Origin of the sequence: Aquibium oceanicum (assembly GCF_001889605.1) — a bacterium.
In the GTDB taxonomy this organism is placed as follows: domain Bacteria; phylum Pseudomonadota; class Alphaproteobacteria; order Rhizobiales; family Rhizobiaceae; genus Aquibium; species Aquibium oceanicum.
Genome location: NZ_CP018171.1, coordinates 4898860 through 4916157, shown reverse-complemented (window position 1 = coordinate 4916157; position 17298 = coordinate 4898860). Strand labels below are relative to the sequence as shown.

The window sequence follows — 17298 nt, the reverse complement described above, 5'->3', positions numbered from 1 at the left end:
GCACGCTGGCGGCTTAGGCGCGGCGGCTGACAAGGGGGCAAATTTGCACCCTTCTGACCTGGCTGGGCAACTGACCGATTTTTCATATCACCGGGATGGATTGATATTGAACTTCTGAAGTGATATCACTGACCGCTGTCGATATCACATGAGGCTGAAATCATGACGCAGACCACGAGCTTTGCCCTTCGAATTGCACCCGAACTGAAGCAGGCGGCGAAGGCGCTCACGGGGCCACACTTCTACGAATGGGAGACCGGGGAGGACGGGGTTCGCCGCACGGTGGGAAGTTCCCCCACCAGCATCAACGATGCATTCGCCTACCTTATCCGGCATGGGCTGCAACCCGTCCTGGCTATTCTGCAAGCCGAGAAGGCGGACGTTGACCTCACATATGAAGCGTTCGCCGAAGCGATGGAATTCCTTCTCGCCAATCCGTCGAAGGACGCGACTGACCTTTCGATCTATCCCGAGGGCGGCCATACGCGGGAGATCGTGGCGAACTACCGGGAGGAACCGCCGTCAGCAGATGATACCGACGCCACGGTTCGCCATTTTGTTTCGAGTGAATTCAGTTTGTTGCAGCGCCAGCGGATTGGGCTTGCCGCTGCTATCGGCGCGGTCCAGCGGGCAATCGAGAAGCCGAAGGCAGAACGGGAAGAGAGGCATCGCGAATTCGAGAAGGCACAAGCGCGGCGCGCGAGGCAGAAAGCGGTTATCGACGGCTTGAAGTCGGGCGCCTGATCCAACGGGCGCCTTTGCGCTGATCCCGAACCCGGCTGCTCACGTGACCGGGTTTTTCATTTGTCCGCCATTGTACGTGGACGTTTATTCGACTGATATTTGATGGTTTTGCGGGTTTCTGCCTAAACCCTTGTTTTTCTTGGTACGCCCAAGGGGAATCGAACCCCTGTTTGCGCCGTGAGAGGGCGCCGTCCTGACCGCTAGACGATGGGCGCGTCCAAGAGACCGCGATATAACCAGAGCCGCCGCGAATTGCAACCGGTGGCGCGGCGGGAAATTTCGACTTGCCGTCTCGCGAAATCGTTACTCCGTTCCAGCGGCATAACGTGGCGTAATGGGCTAGCGCCCCCAAACGCTTCGCCGTCGGAGAAACGCCCATGCCTCTCGCCCGCGCTGCCGCCGCCTTCCTCGCCCTCCTCCTGTCCTGGCCGATCCCGGGACTTGCGCAGGACGATCCCGTCCCGTCGAAATGCCTGGCGATCGCGCAAGGGCTGCCCTCGGTGACCTTCTCGAGTTTCACCCCCGCGCAGACCGTCAGGGCTGCGTCCGAGGTGACGATCACCTATGCCGGCCATTCGACCTACATCATCGAGACGCCCGCCGGCGTGCGCGTCGCCACCGATTTCAGCGGTATCTACGGCCGGGATCCGCTGCCGCGCGTCGTCACCATGAACAAGGCGCACACCACGCACTTCACCACCACTCCCGATCCGGCGATCGAATACGTGCTGCCCGGCTGGAACCCTTCCGGCGACGGGCCGGCGCGGCATGCCGTCGTCGTGGACGACGTCTACATCCGCAACGTGCCGACCGACATCCGCCGCTACGGCGAGATGGAAAAGGACGGAAACTCGATCTTCATTTTCGAGGTGGCGGATCTATGCATCGGCCATCTCGGACACCTCCACCACGATCTGACCGATGCGCATTATGCCGCGATCGGTCGGCTCGACATCGTCATGGTACCGGTCGACGGAGGGATGACGCAGTCGCTCACCAAGATGAGCGACATCACCACGCGGCTATATTCTTCCATCGTTCTGCCGATGCATCGCCATTCCACGCCAATGGGCGAGTTCCTGTCGATGATGGGCGAGGGCTACGAGATCGACTATCGCGAGGAACGCGGCTTTACCATTTCGCTGCGGGACCTGCCGAGGCGGCCGACCATCCTCATCCTCCAGGGGGTCTGAAGCCATGAGCTCCGCTCCGGCGAGGCTGGTGCTGGCGTTCCTGGCGCTGTTCCTGGCGGCTTCCGCCATGCCGGCGGCGGAGCCGGAGGAGCGGGGTCGTCTCTTCGAGGAACTCTTGAACGCGCCGACGGAGGCCGCGGCGCGGACGGCCGAGGACGCCATCTGGAAGATGTGGATGGCCCAGGGACCGACAGCCGAGGTGCGGCGCGACGTCGCCGAGGCGATGCGCGCGCGCGAAAACTATGATTTCGACAAGGCGCTGGGCATCCTCGACGGCGTTGTGGCCGCGGCCCCGGACTATGCGGAAGGCTGGAACCAGCGCGCCTTCGTGCATTTTTTGAAAGAGAACTTCGACGAGTCGCTCTCCGACCTCCAGCGCGCTCTGGAACTCGAGCCGAAGCACTTCGCCGCGCTGGCCGGCAAGGCGCTCGTCCTTATGCGGCAGGGCCGGAGGGAACTCGGCCAGCAGGCGCTGCGCGAGGCGATCTCGATCGATCCCTGGCTCAAGGAACGCCACATGCTGATCCCCGTGCCGGGAGAGGTACTCCCCCGGCCCGGAGGCACGCCGATTTGACGACGGTCAGTGCCCGCCGCCGTTCCTGCCTGCGGCCTTGTCGGCCGCGCGCTTGCGGCGCGCCAGCATGTTGAGAGCCTCGACCAGGGCGGAGAAGCCCATGGCAGCGTAGATGTAGCCCTTGGGCACGTGGAAGCCCATGCCGTCGGCGATCAGCGTCATGCCGATCATCAGCAGGAAGCCAAGCGCGAGCATGACGATGGTCGGGTTCTTGGCGATGAAGCGCGACAGCGGCTCGGCCGCGATCAGCATTACCGTCACGGCGCAGATCACGGCGATGTACATGATCGCGATCTCGTCGGTCATGCCGACGGCGGTAATGATGGAATCGATCGAGAAGACGAGGTCGAGCAGCAGGATCTGGAAGATCGCTGCGCCGATCGACAAGGTAACACCCGAACCGATCATGGTGTCCTTTTCGTCTTCCGGATCGACGGAATGATGGATCTCCTTCGTTGCCTTCCAGACCAGGAACAGCCCGCCTGCGATCAGGATCAGGTCGCGCCAGGAAAAGCCATGGTCGAAGAGCGTGAAGAGCGGCGTCGTCAGGCTGACGATGAAGGAGATCGTGGCAAGCAGGATCAGCCGCAGTACCAGGGCCGCGCCGATGCCGATTCGGCGCGCGTTCTTCTGCTGCTCGACCGGAAGCTTGTTGGTCAGGATGGAGATGAAGATCAGGTTGTCGATGCCGAGCACGATCTCGAGCACGACCAGTGTCGCCAGCGCGACCCAGGCGGTCGGATCATCCAGCCATACGAAATGCGGGGCTATGAACTCTGCGAAAGGCATGGGAGGAACTTTCCGAGGGGGTTGGCCGGACTGGCTGAAGGACTAGGTTCTTCAACGCGACCGGTCAATGGCCGTTCCAGAAGGCTGGAACCGTCTCCTCGAGCCGCGGGCCGAGGCGCAGAGGCGCGACCTTTTCGGCAAGCCCGGTGCGGTCGGAAATCTCGACCCCGAGGCCGCAGATGGTCGCCGGGCCGGCCGCGGCCTCGAAACGTCCCTTAGGCACCTTGGACAGAAACCGGTTGAGCGGCTCGCTCTTGTCCATGCCGAGCGAGGAATCGTAGTCGCCGCACATGCCGGCATCGGTCAGGTACGCCGTGCCGCCCGACAGGATCTGGTGGTCGGCGGTCGGCTGGTGCGTATGGGTTCCCACCACCAGGCTCGCGCGACCGTCGACGAAATGCGCGAAGCACATCTTCTCGCTCGTCGCCTCGGCATGGAAGTCGATGACCACCGCATCGGCCTGCTCGCCGAGCGGGCAGGCGGCAAGTTCGCGCTCGGCCGCCTGGAAGGGGTCGTCTAGTTCGGGATGCATGAAGACGCGGCCCATGATGTTGGACACCATCACGCGGGCACCGTTCTTCGCGGTGAACAGGCCCGAGCCGTGACCGGGCGTGCCGGGCGGAAAGTTCGCCGGGCGCAGGAAGCGTTCCTCGCGCGGGGCGAATTCGAGCGCCTCGCGCTGGTCCCACACATGATTGCCGGTGGTCACGACGTCGGCGCCGGCGTCGAGGGTCTGGCGGAAGATGTCCTCGGTGATGCCGAAGCCGCCCGCAGCGTTCTCGCCGTTGACGATGACGAAGTCGAGCTTGAAGTCCGAGATCAGGCCGGGCAGGCGGTCCCACACCGCGTTGCGGCCCGTGCGGCCCACCATGTCTCCGAGGAAGAGCAGTCTCATGAGGCGAGCCTTACAGTCCGGCGGCGAAACGGCGCAAGCCGCTTTCGGTCAGCAGTTCGGGGATGATCATGTCATGCGGCTCGTCCGGCACGCGCTCCACCTCCTGGCAGTCGAAGGCCAGGCCGCAGAGACGGGGCGACAGGCCTTGCGCGTGCAGTTTCGAGATGGCGCGATCGTAATATCCGGCGCCGTAGCCGATGCGGTGGCCGCGCGCGTCGAAGGCGGCGAGCGGGACGAGCATGATGGTTGGGTCGAGCACCTCTGCATCTTCCGCCGGACCCATGGTGCCAAAACCCATGTCGACCATCGGTGCGCCGCGGACGAGTTCGCGAAAGACGATGGTCGTCTTGTCGAGGATCGCCGGCAGGCACAGCCGCGCCCCCTTCTGCCGCAGCGTGTCCATCAGCGGGCGGGGATCGATCTCGGAACGGATCGGCCAGAAGCCGGAGACCACGTCGCCCGGTCCGCACGCGATAGCCGCGGCCCCGGTCTCCGCGACCGAAAGCGACGCCTCGATGCGGTACTGCGGTTCGAGCGCATCGCGCCGCGCCAGAGCTTCTTCGCGGAGGCGTCGCTTGAGTTCCTTGAGGGGCTGCATCCGGAGTTTCCCGTTTTCCGGGGTGCAGGAACCCGAATGGCGGGAGGAAATCAACCTTGGAATCCCGAAGGTGAGGCAGAGCGACGATCCACGACAACCGGTGGAGAGGTTGATCCCGGGTGCCTACAAAGTAGGTGGGCGCCGTATGGAAGAACCCACGGGTCCTCCCAGGGACAGCTCCCTAAGGATCAATAAGGCCCCGAGGAAGTGTTACTCCTGCCGCGAAGCGCAGACCGTCGCGACGAATATAGGACGACCGGATTGCGTCCGCCACCGGAATCGATGTCGCGACCACCGATGCGCGCGGGCCCCGAAGCCCGCGCCGGCCGATGCTAGTGAAGGACCAGTTCGCCGTTCACGCTGCGCCATTCGTTGGGCGCGATCAGCTTGCGATGCGTGTAGGACACAGAATGCAGCGGCCCCTCGAGCTTATCCCGCCAGAACTCCACGAATCGGAAAAGTGCCGGAAAGCGAGGCGCGAGATCGTATTCCTGCCAGATGTAGGTCTGGAGCAGGTGGGGATGATCGGGCATGCGGTAGAGGATTTGCGCGGTGGTCAGCCCGTATCCATTGAGCATCAGTTCCATCTCAGAAGCGTCACGCATGGCAGTTCTTCCGGTCATGTGTTGGTCTCCATCAATCTCCTCCGACGAAAAAGTGTCGGACCGGAAGGTTAATCGTCTATTGACATTTTCGTGATCGAAGCCGAAATACCACGTCGGATCAATATGTTGGCAGCATGTTGCGGTGGCTGCTAACAACCGCTGGACCCAGCGTGCGCCGCGTGTGGGCCGTTCGCCGCACCCAACCCAAGGTCTAATGTTGTGGGGCGCGGCGAATTGATAATAATGCGGCCCGAGTGCGGGGGCCGGCGAGCGCGAGCCGTCAGGCCGCCGCGAAGGTTCCGAACGGGAGGGAATGCATGTCCGACGTCCATGTCCATCGTGTCAAAGCCGACTGGAAGAAGCGGGCGCTGATCGACCGCGACACGTATGACAAGTGGTATAAGGACAGCGTGAAGGACCCGGAGAAGTTCTGGGGCAAGCACGGCAAGCGCATCCACTGGTTCAAGCCCTACACCAAGGTCAAGAACACCTCCTTCAAGGGCAAGGTGTCGATCAAGTGGTACGAGGACGGCCAGACCAACGTCTCCTACAACTGCATCGACCGGCACCTGAAGAAGCGCGGCGACCAGGTTGCGATCATCTGGGAAGGCGACAATCCCTACGATGACAAGAAGGTCACCTATCGAGAGCTTTACGAGCACGTCTGCCGGCTGGCTAATGTGATGAAGGCGCACGGCGTCAGGAAGGGCGACCGCGTCACCATCTACATGCCGATGATCCCGGAAGCGGGCTATGCGATGCTCGCCTGCGCGCGCATCGGGGCCATCCACTCCGTGGTCTTCGGCGGCTTCTCGCCGGATGCACTCGCCGGCCGCATCGTCGACTGCGAATCGACCTTCGTCATCACCGCCGACGAAGGCCTGCGCGGCGGCCGCACGATCCCGCTCAAGGAGAACACCGACAAGGCGATCGACATTGCCGCGCGCCAGCATGTCATGGTGAAGAACGTGCTGGTCGTGCGCCGCACCGGCGGCAAGGTCGGCTGGGCCAACGGCCGCGACCTCTGGTACCACGACGAGATCCGCGGCGTTAAGCCGGAGTGCGAGCCGGAGAAGATGAAGGCGGAGGATCCGCTGTTCATCCTCTACACCTCCGGCTCGACCGGCAAGCCGAAGGGCGTGCTGCATACGACCGGCGGCTACCTGGTCTACGCCTCGATGACGCACGAGTACGTCTTCGACTATCACGAGGGAGACATCTACTGGTGCACGGCCGATGTCGGCTGGGTCACCGGCCATTCCTACATCGTCTACGGACCGCTGGCCAACGGCGCCACGACGCTGATGTTCGAGGGCGTGCCGAACTATCCCTCCGCCTCGCGCCTGTGGGACGTCGTCGACAAGCACAAGGTCAACATCTTCTACACCGCGCCGACCGCGATCCGCGCCCTGATGGGTGCCGGCGACGACCACGTGAAGAAGAGCTCCCGCAAGTCGCTGCGCGTGCTCGGCTCCGTCGGCGAGCCGATCAATCCGGAAGCCTGGGAGTGGTATTACAACGTTGTCGGCGAGAAGAAGTCGCCGATCGTCGACACCTGGTGGCAGACCGAGACCGGCGGCATCCTCATCACCCCGCTGCCCGGCGCGATCGACCTGAAGGCGGGCTCGGCCACGCTTCCCTTCTTCGGTGTCCAGCCGCAGCTGGTCGACAATGACGGCAAGGTGCTCGAGGGCGCGGCCGACGGGAACCTCTGCATCACCGATTCCTGGCCGGGGCAGATGCGCACCGTCTACGGCGATCACGAGCGCTTCGTCCAGACCTACTTCTCGACCTACAAGGGCAAGTACTTTACCGGCGATGGGTGCCGCCGTGACGCCGACGGCTATTACTGGATCACCGGCCGGGTCGACGACGTCATCAATGTGTCGGGCCACCGCATGGGTACGGCCGAGGTGGAGTCCGCGCTGGTCAGCCACGACAAGGTCTCGGAAGCCGCCGTGGTGGGCTATCCCCACGACATGAAGGGACAGGGTATCTACTGCTACGTCACCTTGATGTCCGGCGTCGAGCCGAGCGAGGAACTGCGCAAGGAACTGGTGGCGCATGTGCGCCACGAGATCGGCCCCATCGCCTCGCCCGACAAGATCCAGTTTTCGCCCGGCCTGCCGAAGACGCGCTCGGGCAAGATCATGCGCCGCATCCTGAGGAAGATCGCCGAGGACGATTTCGGCGCGCTGGGCGACACCTCGACGCTCGCCGACCCGGCGGTCGTGGACGATCTGGTGGAAAACCGGCAGAACAAGAAGAAGTAACCGCCTTGGACCTCGCCTCCCTCGCCATCTTCGCCGGCGCGCTCCTTGTGGCGGCCGGCTCGCCCGGCCCCAGCATCGCCGCGCTGGTGGCGCGGGTGCTGGCGCGTGGACCCCGCGACGTCCTGCCTTTCCTGGCGGCGATGTGGCTCGGCGAGGCGATCTGGCTCTCCTTCGCGATCTTCGGGCTGGCGCTGATCGCGCAGAGCTTCCACGCCGTCTTCCTGGCAATCAAATGGGCGGGTGTCGCCTATCTCGCCTGGCTGGCCTGGAAGATGTGGACCGCGCCCGTTGCAACGGAGGGCGGGCAGGCCCCGGCTTCCGGCTCGCCGTGGAAGATGTTCGCCGCAGGTATGGCGGTGACGCTCGGCAATCCCAAGATCATGATGTTCTACATGGCGCTGCTGCCGACCATCATCGACCTCAACTCGGTCACGCTGCTCGGCTGGGCGGAACTGACGTCGACGATGGTGCTGGTGCTGGTGGCGGTCGACTTCGGCTGGGTGCTGGCCGCCGGCGGCGCGCGAAAGCTCCTGCGCAGTGCGCGCGCGATGCGCGCCGCGAACCGTGCCAGCGCGACGATGATGGCGGGCGCGGCTGCGGCCATAGCCGCGCGTTAGGCCGGCGGGGCTGCGCCCTCAGCAACCGATCGCCGCGCGGATCCTGTCGACCTCTTCCTTGGTCCTGCAGACGTTCTCGCAGGGAATTCCGTCGCCATCGCCATCGGCGCGCCGATATCCCCCGCACCACAAGCGCACTGCCTCCTCGCAGGACGAGACCTGCTTGCAGGTGCGCGCGGCCACCGGAATCGCAAGGGGAGCGGTCGCGATGGGCTCGCTCCACGGTGGCGAAGCGATGGTCGGCGCGCAAAGGCTGGCGAAGAGCAGCAGGGTCAACGTGGCGCGGGCAGGATGAACCGCAACCTTGTCATCGCTATCCATGCCGAATTCTACCACAGGTAGATCGTTTCGAATACCGGCTCTACGACGCCGTAGCGGGAGTGCGAAACCTGTTGCAGCCACGCACTTGCATTCCGCGCCGGATCACCTCATCCTCTCCTTCGTGTTCAACGAACTGAAAGGAGGTGATCCGATGTCGAGTGGTTTCGTTTCCCAGAGCGTGGCTTCGGCGGATCGCCTTTGCGGGAAGCAGTCTTCCTGACGAAGGGCGTGACGCGCGGCTGACGGCCTTGCCGTCGCCACGAGCCGCGCCGCGGACGGAAACACGGGGGGCCGCCTCATCGGGCGGCCCCTTTCCTTTTGCGCGCTACCGGCGCCGCGTGAACTTTCGCGTCGCCTATTTGACGATCGCCAGCCGTTCGATGTTGGTCGCGATCGCCTGGAAGGCGGCGTCGAGTTCGGCGCCGCTGGCCGCCTCGAAATAGTGCTGCGTCGAGGCCTTGTCCGGCGAGGCGCACTTGGCCATCACCTGCCTGGCGGCGCTCTCCTTGAGCATGAAGCCGACGGTGAAGATCTCGATGCCGTCCTTCTTCATCTCCTCGCACAGTCTTTCGGCATGGTTGCGCGAGCGCGCCTGCTGCTGCGTGCGGGGCTGCTCCCGGCGGCCCACCCCAGCGAACGCCGTGTTGAATTCCCCGTCTGTCATGAGGATCGCGAACTTCGCCGCCTTGTCGTCGGAAGCCCTGGCGGGCGCGGAAGCCGCGGGAAGGAAATCCTTCCACTCGCGCGTCAGCATGTACCAGGTCCACTGGACGCCGATGTGTCCCGCGGTGGCACCGTCGGCCGAGAAGGAATCGATGCGGCTGTCGAGCTTCGCCTTGTCCGCCGTCAGCGGCGAGAGCTGCGCACCCGGACAGAACTGGAGCCGATAGTCGCGGCTCGGCATCGCCTTCCACGGGCTGGCATTTGAGAACTGGTAGCGGCCCTTGCGTTCTGTCGCGCAAGTGTCGGGACGGGAGGAAGACGAGGCGGAGCGCGCACTGTCGATGGCCGGCGGCTCGTCGGTCGTGTAGCCGGTCTCCACGTTGACCACGTTCGCCAGGGCTCCGACATTGACGGAATCCGCGTAAGGAACGATGGCTACGCGCACGCGCGGATCGGCCGGATCCTGTCCGGTCAGGAACGTCGACACGGCGCCCTTGGCCGCCTTCTTCAGGTCCTTGATCTTCTGGCCGGCCATCGAACCGGTCACGTCCAGCATCATCGCCACCTCGATCCGCTTGTCGGAATAGAGCGCGGCCGATTCCACGGTGATGCGGCGTGTGGCCGAAGACTGGAAGACCGGGAAGGCGAGATCGACGACGACGCTCGCCTTGGCCGTCACCATCCGGGTCGAGCGGTCGACGTCGACGCCATTGAGCGCGACGCGCCCTGCCTGCGCGAAGGCTCTGGTTCCGTTCGCGCGCAGGAAGGCGAGAACCATGGCGTCCGCGTCGTCCGGGTCGATCTTGTGCGTGGTCAGGTCGCGGGCCGTCGACGTCACGGCCGTATCCAGCGCCTGCTGCAGATTGGACCTTGTCAACGTCAGCTGGGCGATGTTGACCGAAAAGCCGCCCGCCAGCATCAGGACGGAAATCACGGCGCCGGTCGCGACGGCGAAGTTCCCGCTCCGGTCGTTCCAGAACCGCTTCATCCAGGCAACTGACAGTTTCCTCGACATGGCCCAACTCCATCCACGGCAAGCCGTTTCCAGGCAGGTCAAGCAAGTTCCTTGCCGGTCCCGCCGGCAAACGGGGCCGACCGGGCACGGAAAGGCCAAGTCTTTGAAGGATCGAGAAACTTCCCGGTGGTATGGTTACCGGTTGGTTAACCGTTAGCCCGACGGCCAGGTTTCAGCAATGCTGGACAATGCCCGGGCGGCCGGCTTGCGGGAGCGCTGTGCCGAAACGGCGCGGGCGGGCTCAGCACCAGCCGGCCCGCCCTCCGCCCGCATAGGGCTTTACCAGATCGGCATCGAGAAGCCGTTGCGCGACCCGGTCTCCGGCGCCCGTGGTGACGTCCGCGACCACGCGGCCGTAATATTTGTCCGACGCGATGTTGGAGATCGCAACCGGCGCATCGCTCTGAATCAGGTGCTCGAGCGCATGGGTCGCCCGCATCGCCGCCTCGCGTTCCTGCTCGCAGCAGGCGCGCAGCTCGGGCGCATCGACGCCGCGCAGTCGAACGTTCACGGTCAGCATCTGGCCAGGCCAGATCAGCGCCTGCGCGGTGAAGGTGTCGCCGTCGATGACCTTCAGGACATGGGCCATGACGGGACCGGGAAACACGTCCGCCGCGAGCGAGCGGCTATGCGGAAATATCATGGCGACGACGGTGACGGCGGCCGCTATGAACCGCGGGCGCCATGCCGGAATGGGCGTCGGGAAGGGAATCGCCATTTCAGGAAAATAGTCCTATTTTCCTTATCAGGCAAGTCGAACGGCGCGGCGGCGCCTAGAAATCCGTGGCCAGCCCCTTCACCTCCCAGTCGCCGTAGCGGCCCGGTTCCTTGCCGCCGCGCCCGCCGAGTTCCTTCGGCATCTCCGCTTCCTTGCGAAGATAGGCCTCGCGCCGCTGCTCTGCTTCGGCGAGAGCGCGTCTGGCCGCTTCGCTGAGCGACTTGTCCCGCGCGGCATGTTCGTCTCCGCCGGATGTCTCGTCCTTCGCCGCCGTTCTTTCCGTCACGTTCGCACCGTCCCGAATATTGAAGTGGCAATCGCTGCTTCCCATCATATAGAGCGGTTCGGAATATGGATCGAGCCCATGCCCGGAGCGCAGGATCGGAGACGTCGATGAACATGATACGCACCGCGATGCTGCTCGCCGCCATGACGGCGCTGTTCATGGGCATCGGCTACATGATCGGCGGTTCGGGTGGCATGTTGATCGCCTTCCTCATTGCCGCCGGCATGAACCTCTTCAGCTACTGGAACGCCGACAAGATGGTGCTTCGGATGCACCACGCGGTCGAGGTCGACGAGCGCAGCGCGCCAGAGTATTACGGCATCGTGCAGGGACTGGTCCGCAACGCCGGCATGCCGATGCCGAAAGTCTACCTGATCAAGAACCCGCAGCCGAACGCCTTCGCCACAGGGCGCAATCCGCAGAACGCCGCCGTCGCAGCCACGACCGGGCTCCTGGAACGGCTCTCCTACGAGGAGGTCGCGGGCGTGATGGCGCACGAACTCGCGCACGTGCAGAACCGCGACACGCTCACCATGACCATCACCGCCACGCTCGCCGGCGCGATCTCGATGCTCGGCAATTTCGCCTTCTTCTTCGGCGGCAACCGCGACAACAACAATCCGCTCGGCATCGTCGGCGTTCTGGCAGCGATGATCGTCGCCCCGCTGGCCGCCATGATGGTGCAGATGGCGATCAGCCGTACGCGCGAATATTCCGCCGACCGCCTCGGCGCGCAGATCTGCGGCAACCCGATCTGGCTTGCCTCGGCGCTGGACAAGATCTCGACCGCCGCCAAGCGCGTCCACAATCCCGACGCGGAGCGCAACCCTGCCACCGCGCACATGTTCATCATCAATCCGCTGTCCGGCGAGCGGATGGACAACCTCTTCTCCACGCACCCCAACACCGAGAATCGGATCGCGGCGCTGGAGGAGATGGCACAGAACGGCATGGGCCGCAGCACCGCGCCACAGGCGGCGCCGGAAGGACCCTGGAACGGCGCTGCCCGCACCAAAATGCCGCGCGCGGCTTCGCAGGAGCCGTCGCGTACCTCCGTCCCGCGCGCCGGACGCGAACGCCGCAACGATGACGGGCCAAAGGGCCCGTGGTCGTGAGGGCAGGGGACGGTCGCAAGCCCGCCACCCCGAACCGAGGCCGATCGACACGAGCCAATCCGGAGGATGACGCGCCGGGCCTCCAGGCGCGGAAGACGGCCGCAAGACTGCTCGCGGCGGTGATCGACAAGAAGACGCCGCTCGACGGGTTGACCGACAACGAGCATGGGCATCCGCAATACCTGGCGCTGGAAGCGCGCGACCGGGCGCTGGTGCGCGCCATCCTCGCCACTGCGCTGCGCTATCGCAACACCATCGCCGCACTCATCGGCAGCCGCCTCGACCGGCCGCTTCCGGCAAACGCCACCGCGCTCGCCCATGTCCTTCATGTGGCGGCGGCGCAGATCCTGTTTCTCGACATCCCCGACAGCGCGGCCGTGAACCTCGCGGTGCTGCACGCCAAGGACGACCCGCGAACGGCGCGCTTTTCTGGCCTGGTGAACGGCGTCCTGCGCGAGGTGGCGCGCCGCAAGGATCGATCCCTTCCCGCTGCCCTGGCAACGAACCGCGATGCGCCCGCCTGGTTCGCCGAGCGGTTGGAAGCGGCCTATGGGGCCGAGGCTGCGTCGGCCATCCTCGCCATGCACCGCATCGAGGCGCCAACTGATTTCACCGTCCGGTCGGATCCGCAGGAATGGGCGGAGAAGCTTGGCGGGATCGTGCTGCCGACCGGCGGGGTGCGCGTCACCTCGCTCGACGGGGCGGTCGCGGACATGCCCGGCTATGCCGAAGGCGCATGGTGGGTGCAGGACGCGGCGGCCTCGCTGCCAGCCCGCATGCTCGGCGACGTTCGCGGACTGCGCGTGGCCGACCTGTGCGCCGCGCCCGGCGGCAAGACAGCGCAACTGGCGGGCGCGGGTGCAAGCGTGACCGCCGTGGACGTTTCGGCGAGCCGGCTGAGGCGGCTGCGCCAGAACATGGAACGGCTCGGGCTCGACGTGGACATCGTCGAGGCCGACCTCATGACGTGGGAGCCCTCGTCTCTCTTCGATGCCGTGCTCCTCGATGCGCCCTGCTCGTCGACGGGAACGGTGCGCCGCCATCCGGACGTGGTCTGGACGAAATCGCCGCAGGACATCGAGAAACTGGCGGGCGTGCAGGCGCGGCTGCTTTCGCGGGCGGCCCTGCTGGTGCGACCGGGCGGGCGCCTCGTCTTCTCGAACTGTTCGCTCGATCCCGCCGAGGGCGAGGCGGTCATCGCCGCATTCCTTGCCGAATCAGCCGGCTACGAGCGCGATCCGCTGAAGCCGGACGATGTTCCTGGAGCGGAGGACTTCATCAACGAACGGGGCGAACTCCGCACCACGCCGGCCGGATTTTCCCTCGACGACCCCAGGATTTCCGGTCTCGACGGCTTCTTCGCCGCACGTCTCAGGCGAATATCCTAGGACATCGCCCGTCGCTTCAAAAACGATGTCGCGCAGCGGTTTGAATCAGATAGACTCTGCCCGGGCGGGACGTTCGAGGGACAGGATCATTGGCGAAGGCGGGGGGGCATTCACCGCGCTTGTGGAGACTTGTCGCGAAGGAGGCATGGCGCCGCCTCCGTCGCAGCCTGCGCACGGGTCCCGCGTATCGCTGGCGTTATGCCGGACGTACGCCCGACCGCGTCCTGATCGCGCCGCCCGACCTGCGGCTGGCGGATGCGTATCTCGCTTCGGAAATGTACCATGGCCGCTTCCCGCTCGCCGGACGGATGGTCGAGACCGGCGGCGAATCGCCCTTCGGTGTGGAAGGCGCCAGCGAGGCCTGGCTGAAGTCGCTGCACGGCTTCCGCTGGCTGAGGCACATGCGCGAGGCGGGAACGGACCTCGCGTCGGCCAACGCCCGGGCGCTGATCGCGGACTGGATCGAAACGGACGGCTCGCGCCTGCGTGGCATCGCGTGGGAGCCGGACGTGACGTCCAAGCGTATCATCGCCTGGCTGCAGCATTCGACGATCGTGCTGCAGGGCGCGGAGTTCCAGTTCTATCGTGCCTTCCTGCGATCGCTCTCGTTGCAGATCCGCTACCTGCGCGCGATGGTGCGGGAAATGCCGGACGGCGAGGAGCGGCTGCGGGCGCGCATCGCGCTGGCCTTCTCCGCCCTGTCCTTGCCCACCGCTTCGACCACTCTGCGCAATGCCACGCGCAATCTCGCGCGCGAACTCGACCGGCAGGTCCTCGCAGACGGCGGCCACATCTCGCGCAATCCCCTGGCCATTCTCGAACTTCTGGCCGATCTCCTGCCGCTGCGCCAGACCTATGCCAACCAGGCCGAGGCGCCGCCCCCGGCCCTGATAGGCGCCATCGACCGCATGCTGCCGGCGCTTCGCTTCTTCCGCCACCAAGACGGAAATCTCGCCCGATTCAATGGCATGGGTGCCACCATTCCAGACAGGATCGTCGCGATCCTGCGGCACGACGATGCCATCGGGCAGCCGCTCCTGCACGCGCCGCATTCCGGTTTCGAACGCCTCACGATGGGCGCCACGACGGTCATCGCCGACACCGGCGCGCCGGTCAGCCCCGACGTGTCGGCACAGGCGCATGCCGGGTGCCTGTCATTCGAATTCTCCTCCAAGCGCAGGGTTCTCGTCGCGAACTCCGGCGTCGACACCTACGGGCCGAAGGATTTCCTGGCACTCGCGCGGGCGACCGCGGCGCATTCGACCGCGGTCCTCAACGACACCTCGTCCAGCCGCATCCTTTCCTCGCCGCGCTTGCGCGCGTTTCTGGGGCCGCTGCTGGTGGGTGGTCCGAGCCGCGTGCGCTCGCGGCGCACCGATGCCGCCGGAACCCAGGGCTTCGTGGCTTCGCATGATGGCTACGTCTCGCAGGTCGGCGTCGTGCACGAGCGGGAGCTTTCGCTCGGCGCGGAGGGAGCGGTGCTGGACGGCGTCGACCGGTTTCACCGGCCGGACGGCTCGGCTCCGCGCGACCGCGACGATGCGGTCGCCGTCCGCTTCCATGTCCACCCCGACGTCAACCTGCTGCGCGACAAGGCGCAGAGGCTCGTGCTTTCGGCAGGAGAGGACAATCACTGGCGCTTCGAATGCGAGGCCGTGAAACCTGCCGTAGAGGAATCGATCTTCTTCGCCGGCCTCACGGGGCCGCGGCGCAACCTGCAGATCGTTCTCCACTTCCGGGCCTCGCAGAACCGGGAAGTGCGCTGGCGCTTCTTGCGCCTGCGCGGATAGGTTCGCAGGCCGTCGGGTATCGTCGCTGAGCGTTTGTTTTCGCCCTCGCATGTGCTAGGGCGCGGCGTCCCCGCATCCACGGAGTTACCCCGCGCATGGCCGTCGCTTCCAAGAACATTCCCGCGCCGGATCTGGTCGCGGTTCGCCGCGCGCTGCTGTCGGTCTCGGACAAGACCGGCCTGGTCGAATTCGCTTCGGAACTCGCGCATCGGGGCGTCGAACTGGTCTCCACCGGCGGGACCGCCCGGGCGATCGCGGATGCCGGTGTCGCGGTGACGGACGTCTCCGAGGTGACCGGCTTTCCCGAGATCATGGACGGCAGGGTCAAGACCCTGCACCCGCTGGTGCATGGCGGGCTGCTCGGCGTGCGCGACGATCCAGAACATGCCGCCGCGATGGACGAGCACGGCATTCAGCCCTTCGACCTCGTGGTGATCAATCTCTATCCCTTCGAGGAAGTGCGGTTTGCCGGCGGTGCCTACGCCGAGACCATCGAGAACATCGACATCGGCGGCCCCGCGATGGTGCGGGCCGCCGCGAAGAACCACGCCTATTGCACGGTGGTGACCGATCCGGGCGACTACGCCGCCGTTCTCAATGCGCTGGAAATGAACACCGGCAGCCTCTCGCTGGAGTTCCGCAAGAAGATGGCCGCCAAGGCGTTCGCCCGCACCGCCGCCTACGACGCGGCGATCGCCAACTGGTTCGCGGAAGCGCTCGACGTGGAACATCCCGCCTGGCGCTCCCTCGGCGGCCGTCTCGCGGAGGTCACCCGCTACGGCGAGAACCCGCACCAGCAGGCCGCGTTCTACGTGACCGGCGAACGGCGCCCCGGGGTTGCGACGGCGCGCCAGGTGCAGGGCAAGCAGCTCTCCTACAACAACCTGAACGACACCGATGCCGCCTTCGAGCTCGTCGCCGAATTCGATCCGGCCCGCTCCGCGGCGGTGGCCATTATCAAGCATGCCAACCCTTGCGGCGTGGCGGAGGGCGCGAGCCTGAAGGACGCCTACCTGAAGGCGCTCGCCTGCGATCCGGTCTCCGCCTTCGGCGGGATCGTGGCGCTGAACCAGCCGCTCGATGCGGAGGCGGCCGAGGAGATCGCCAAGGTCTTCACCGAGGTGATCATCGCGCCGGGCGCAAGCCCGGAGGCGGAGGCGATCATCGCAGCGAAGAAGAACCTGCGGCTGCTTGTCACCGACGGCCTGCCCGACCCGCGGGCGGCGGGGCTCACCGCCAAGACGGTGTCCGGCGGACTGCTCGTCCAGTCGCGCGACAACGGCGTCGTCGACGATCTCGACCTGAAGGTCGTCACGAAGCGCGCGCCGAGCGAGGCGGAACTGGCCGACCTGAAGTTCGCGTTCAGGGTGGCCAAGCACGTCAAGTCGAACGCCATCGTCTATGTGAGGGACGGCGCAACAGTGGGCATCGGGGCCGGGCAGATGAGCCGTGTCGATTCCTCCCGCATCGCCGCGCGCAAGGCACAGGACGCCGCAGTGGCCGCCGGCCTGGAACAGCCGGGAACGTCAGGCTCGGTCGTTGCCTCCGACGCCTTCTTCCCCTTCGCCGACGGGCTCGTATCGGCCGTCGAGGCCGGCGCCACCGCCGTCATCCAGCCGGGCGGCTCGATGCGCGACGACGAGGTCATCGCCGCAGCGGACGCGCACGGCATCGCCATGGTGTTCACCGGGATGCGGCATTTCAGGCACTGAGG

The 17298-nt window shown here is 65.6% G+C and carries 17 protein-coding genes, 1 tRNA gene and 1 other RNA gene; 9 read left to right on the top strand and 10 right to left on the bottom strand.

The genetic code is table 11. The features are described 5' to 3' along the window. Positions 1-162: 162 nt before the first annotated feature. Positions 163-744 carry a hypothetical protein gene (locus BSQ44_RS23990; protein WP_072607547.1) on the top strand — a complete coding sequence of 194 codons (582 nt, stop codon included), beginning with the start codon at positions 163-165 and terminating at the stop codon, positions 742-744. A gap of 140 nt (positions 745-884) precedes the next feature. On the opposite strand, the gene BSQ44_RS23985 is transcribed toward BSQ44_RS23990, so the two are convergent. Beyond that, positions 885-959 (bottom strand) — tRNA-Glu (locus tag BSQ44_RS23985). A gap of 162 nt (positions 960-1121) precedes the next feature. Here BSQ44_RS23985 and BSQ44_RS23980 point away from each other — a divergent pair. Together BSQ44_RS23980 and BSQ44_RS23975 are read left to right on the top strand one after the other, a co-directional pair. After that, entirely contained in the window at positions 1122-1937 is an 816-nt protein-coding gene (locus BSQ44_RS23980) for an MBL fold metallo-hydrolase (RefSeq protein WP_072607546.1), read from the top strand. A 4-nt stretch (positions 1938-1941) separates the two neighbouring features. Beyond that, on the top strand, positions 1942-2511 hold the full coding sequence (locus tag BSQ44_RS23975) for a tetratricopeptide repeat protein (RefSeq protein ID WP_072607545.1): 570 nt from the start codon (positions 1942-1944) through the stop codon (positions 2509-2511). A gap of 6 nt (positions 2512-2517) precedes the next feature. Here BSQ44_RS23975 and BSQ44_RS23970 read toward each other — a convergent pair whose 3' ends face one another. The 5 genes from BSQ44_RS23970 to BSQ44_RS23950 form a co-directional block, all read right to left on the bottom strand. Next, positions 2518-3300: a TerC family protein gene (locus tag BSQ44_RS23970; protein ID WP_072607544.1), complete on the bottom strand. Its 783-nt coding sequence runs from the start codon at positions 3298-3300 to the stop codon at positions 2518-2520. A 64-nt stretch (positions 3301-3364) separates the two neighbouring features. Beyond that, on the bottom strand, positions 3365-4195 hold the full coding sequence (locus BSQ44_RS23965) for a TIGR00282 family metallophosphoesterase (protein WP_072607543.1): 831 nt from the start codon (positions 4193-4195) through the stop codon (positions 3365-3367). A 10-nt stretch (positions 4196-4205) separates the two neighbouring features. Continuing rightward, complete coding sequence (locus tag BSQ44_RS23960; protein ID WP_072607542.1) at positions 4206-4793, bottom strand: 5-formyltetrahydrofolate cyclo-ligase; 588 nt, start codon at positions 4791-4793, stop codon at positions 4206-4208. A gap of 81 nt (positions 4794-4874) precedes the next feature. Next, positions 4875-5031, bottom strand: a non-coding RNA gene (gene ssrS, locus BSQ44_RS23955) — 6S RNA. Between the two features lie 94 nt (positions 5032-5125). Beyond that, positions 5126-5398 carry an usg protein gene (locus tag BSQ44_RS23950; protein ID WP_072607541.1) on the bottom strand — a complete coding sequence of 91 codons (273 nt, stop codon included), beginning with the start codon at positions 5396-5398 and terminating at the stop codon, positions 5126-5128. Between the two features lie 317 nt (positions 5399-5715). On the opposite strand from BSQ44_RS23950, the gene acs reads away from it, so the two are divergent. Both acs and BSQ44_RS23940 read left to right on the top strand, forming a co-directional pair. After that, positions 5716-7671, top strand: a complete 1956-nt coding sequence (acs, locus tag BSQ44_RS23945) for an acetate--CoA ligase (RefSeq protein WP_072607540.1) — start codon at positions 5716-5718, stop codon at positions 7669-7671. 5 nt (positions 7672-7676) lie between these two features. Further along, entirely contained in the window at positions 7677-8288 is a 612-nt protein-coding gene (locus BSQ44_RS23940; RefSeq protein ID WP_072607539.1) for a LysE family translocator, read from the top strand. A gap of 18 nt (positions 8289-8306) precedes the next feature. On the opposite strand, the gene BSQ44_RS26405 is transcribed toward BSQ44_RS23940, so the two are convergent. The 4 genes from BSQ44_RS26405 to BSQ44_RS23920 all read right to left on the bottom strand — a co-directional run bounded on the left by BSQ44_RS26405 (position 8307) and on the right by BSQ44_RS23920 (position 11291). Further along, positions 8307-8609: an excalibur calcium-binding domain-containing protein gene (locus BSQ44_RS26405; RefSeq protein ID WP_083534895.1), complete on the bottom strand. Its 303-nt coding sequence runs from the start codon at positions 8607-8609 to the stop codon at positions 8307-8309. A 355-nt stretch (positions 8610-8964) separates the two neighbouring features. Beyond that, positions 8965-10287 carry a vWA domain-containing protein gene (locus BSQ44_RS23930; protein WP_072607538.1) on the bottom strand — a complete coding sequence of 441 codons (1323 nt, stop codon included), beginning with the start codon at positions 10285-10287 and terminating at the stop codon, positions 8965-8967. A gap of 241 nt (positions 10288-10528) precedes the next feature. Further along, complete coding sequence (locus tag BSQ44_RS23925) at positions 10529-11005, bottom strand: thermonuclease family protein (protein ID WP_072607537.1); 477 nt, start codon at positions 11003-11005, stop codon at positions 10529-10531. A gap of 55 nt (positions 11006-11060) precedes the next feature. Next, positions 11061-11291, bottom strand: coding sequence for a DUF1674 domain-containing protein (locus BSQ44_RS23920; protein ID WP_072608264.1), 231 nt, complete (start codon positions 11289-11291; stop codon positions 11061-11063). Positions 11292-11398: 107 nt separating this feature from the next. On the opposite strand from BSQ44_RS23920, the gene htpX reads away from it, so the two are divergent. From htpX to purH, 4 genes are all read left to right on the top strand, one after another. After that, positions 11399-12406: a zinc metalloprotease HtpX gene (gene htpX / locus BSQ44_RS23915; protein WP_072607536.1), complete on the top strand. Its 1008-nt coding sequence runs from the start codon at positions 11399-11401 to the stop codon at positions 12404-12406. Beyond that, positions 12397-13794, top strand: coding sequence for an RsmB/NOP family class I SAM-dependent RNA methyltransferase (locus BSQ44_RS23910; protein WP_072607535.1), 1398 nt, complete (start codon positions 12397-12399; stop codon positions 13792-13794). The genes htpX and BSQ44_RS23910 overlap by 10 nt, the downstream gene beginning before the upstream one ends. Positions 13795-13883: 89 nt before the next feature. Beyond that, positions 13884-15584 (top strand): heparinase II/III family protein, encoded by a 1701-nt coding sequence (locus BSQ44_RS23905; RefSeq protein ID WP_072607534.1) that lies wholly within the window; start codon positions 13884-13886, stop codon positions 15582-15584. 95 nt (positions 15585-15679) lie between these two features. Continuing rightward, entirely contained in the window at positions 15680-17296 is a 1617-nt protein-coding gene (gene purH, locus BSQ44_RS23900) for a bifunctional phosphoribosylaminoimidazolecarboxamide formyltransferase/IMP cyclohydrolase (RefSeq protein WP_072607533.1), read from the top strand. Positions 17297-17298 lie beyond the last annotated feature (2 nt).

Bases quoted from the DNA above. Each gene is read 5' to 3' on its own strand.
- BSQ44_RS23925 (WP_072607537.1), bottom strand. From the start codon at position 11,005: ATGGCGATTCCCTTCCCGACGCCCATTCCGGCATGGCGCCCGCGGTTC.
- BSQ44_RS23960 (WP_072607542.1), bottom strand. From the start codon at position 4,793: ATGCAGCCCCTCAAGGAACTCAAGCGACGCCTCCGCGAAGAAGCTCTG.
- BSQ44_RS23970 (WP_072607544.1), bottom strand. From the start codon at position 3,300: ATGCCTTTCGCAGAGTTCATAGCCCCGCATTTCGTATGGCTGGATGAT.
- BSQ44_RS23990 (WP_072607547.1), top strand. From the start codon at position 163: ATGACGCAGACCACGAGCTTTGCCCTTCGAATTGCACCCGAACTGAAG.
- htpX (WP_072607536.1), top strand. From the start codon at position 11,399: ATGAACATGATACGCACCGCGATGCTGCTCGCCGCCATGACGGCGCTG.
- BSQ44_RS23930 (WP_072607538.1), bottom strand. From the start codon at position 10,287: ATGTCGAGGAAACTGTCAGTTGCCTGGATGAAGCGGTTCTGGAACGAC.
- acs (WP_072607540.1), top strand. From the start codon at position 5,716: ATGTCCGACGTCCATGTCCATCGTGTCAAAGCCGACTGGAAGAAGCGG.
- BSQ44_RS23975 (WP_072607545.1), top strand. From the start codon at position 1,942: ATGAGCTCCGCTCCGGCGAGGCTGGTGCTGGCGTTCCTGGCGCTGTTC.
- BSQ44_RS26405 (WP_083534895.1), bottom strand. From the start codon at position 8,609: ATGGATAGCGATGACAAGGTTGCGGTTCATCCTGCCCGCGCCACGTTG.
- BSQ44_RS23950 (WP_072607541.1), bottom strand. From the start codon at position 5,398: ATGCGTGACGCTTCTGAGATGGAACTGATGCTCAATGGATACGGGCTG.
- BSQ44_RS23980 (WP_072607546.1), top strand. From the start codon at position 1,122: ATGCCTCTCGCCCGCGCTGCCGCCGCCTTCCTCGCCCTCCTCCTGTCC.
- BSQ44_RS23965 (WP_072607543.1), bottom strand. From the start codon at position 4,195: ATGAGACTGCTCTTCCTCGGAGACATGGTGGGCCGCACGGGCCGCAAC.
- purH (WP_072607533.1), top strand. From the start codon at position 15,680: ATGGCCGTCGCTTCCAAGAACATTCCCGCGCCGGATCTGGTCGCGGTT.